The sequence below is a fragment of the Acinetobacter sp. YH12112 genome (assembly GCF_013418945.1).
Lineage (GTDB): Bacteria > Pseudomonadota > Gammaproteobacteria > Pseudomonadales > Moraxellaceae > Acinetobacter > Acinetobacter indicus.
The window spans coordinates 1-1,831 of the sequence record NZ_VPBA01000087.1; the positions used below are offsets into that span (position 1 = coordinate 1).

A 1,831-nucleotide genomic window follows, 5' to 3' on the forward strand; every position below is an offset into this window, starting at 1 on the left:
GTAAATTTTCAGCGTTGCTGGCTCCCCGTCAGCCGGATTGGGTTGCATCGCAGGGGTGTCGAAAGAGTCAACTGCGGTCCAAAGCTGTTGGACTTGGGTGAAAAGGGCGTTTATTCTTCCTATACGTTGTTCAGAATAACATTGTTCCGCCAACAATCAATTCGGTAGATATTGAACCTGAATATAGGGATATATTTAACTTGACGTTACACCAATCACAACAACGGCAAGTGAATTACGCAATGAGTAATACTTTTGGTTTTGGCGGACACATTGCCACAAGTATTTTTAAAAAATATGCTGAATAGAGAGTAGGTGCTAACTTCGGTTTGCTCGTGTTGGCGCTAAATCGAAAGTTCAAGTATCCCAACATGTTCCTTCGTATAGAAGTTAAAAGTTGGCAATTATCGTAGAACAACCTACAGACAACACCAATATGTAACCGATAAATAATTACAAAATATGACCGACAGAGTAAACATCATCAATAACTACATCGATGGATACAACCAATTTGATATCAAAAAAATGGTTGCAGACCTTGACGATAATATTGTTTTTGAAAACATTCAAAATAATGATATAAGTTTATCGCTGAAAGGGTTAACAGCGTTTAAACAACAGGCAGAAACAGCAAAAACATACTTTGCAAAGAGAACACAGACAGTTAAATCGTTTAGGCATTTTGACAACAGCACTGAAATAGAAATTGATTATACAGCAATTTTAGCAATTGACTTTCCGAACGGCTTAAAAAAAGGGCAAAAGCTAAAGTTATCAGGAAAATCCGTGTTTGAATTTAAAAAAAACAAAGTGATTAAATTGACAGACATTAGTTGACATTAAAACCAGCGAACAAGAATATGACTTTACTAAAACATAAAAAAATTACAATAATTGGTGCCGGGCCTGTTGGATTAACAATGGCGAGATTGTTACAGCAAAACGGCGTGGACATTACAGTTTACGAGAGAGACAAAGACCAAGATGCAAGGATTTTTGGTGGGACACTTGATCTGCACAGGGATTCGGGACAGGAAGCAATGAAAAGAGCGGGATTGTTACAAACTTATTATGACTTAGCTTTACCAATGGGTGTAAATATTGTTGATGAAAAGGGCAATATTTTAACCACAAAAAATGTAAGACCCGAAAATCGTTTTGACAATCCTGAAATAAACAGAAATGACTTAAGGACTATCCTATTAAATAGTTTACAAAATGATACCGTCATTTGGGATAGAAAACTTGTTACCCTTGAACCTGATAAGGAGAAGTGGATACTAACTTTTGAGGATAAATCGAGTGAAACAGCAGATCTGGTTATTATTGCCAATGGTGGAATGTCTAAAGTAAGAAAATTTGTTACCGACACGGAAGTTGAAGAAACAGGTACTTTCAATATACAAGCCGATATTCATCAACCGGAGGTGAACTGTCCTGGATTTTTTCAGCTTTGCAATGGAAACCGGCTAATGGCTGCTCATCAAGGTAATTTATTATTTGCGAATCCTAATAATAATGGTGCATTGCATTTTGGAATAAGTTTTAAAACACCTGATGAATGGAAAAGCAAAACGCGGGTAGATTTTCAAGACAGAAATAGTGTCGTTGATTTTCTCCTGAAAAAATTTTCCGATTGGGACGAACGCTACAAAGAACTGATTCGTTTGACATCATCTTTTGTAGGGTTAGCGACACGAATATTTCCCTTAGATAAGTCTTGGAAAAGTAAGCGTCCATTACCCATAACGATGATTGGAGATGCTGCTCATTTGATGCCTCCTTTTGCAGGACAAGGCGTAAACAGTGGGTTGATGGATGCCTTGAT

At 37.2% G+C, this 1,831-nt stretch carries 2 protein-coding genes; both read left to right on the forward strand.

The features are described from left to right. Window positions 1-462: 462 nt before the first annotated feature. Complete coding sequence (locus tag FTU50_RS15170; RefSeq protein WP_044502095.1) at window positions 463-840, forward strand: hypothetical protein; 378 nt, start codon at window positions 463-465, stop codon at window positions 838-840. Between the two features lie 23 nt (window positions 841-863). Then, a partial coding sequence (locus FTU50_RS15175) for an FAD-dependent oxidoreductase (RefSeq protein ID WP_373685478.1) occupies window positions 864-1,831 on the forward strand: 968 nt, incomplete at its 3' end.

Coding starts and splice junctions, on each gene's coding strand:
- FTU50_RS15170 (WP_044502095.1), top strand. CDS start 463: ATGACCGACAGAGTAAACATCATCAATAACTACATCGATGGATACAAC.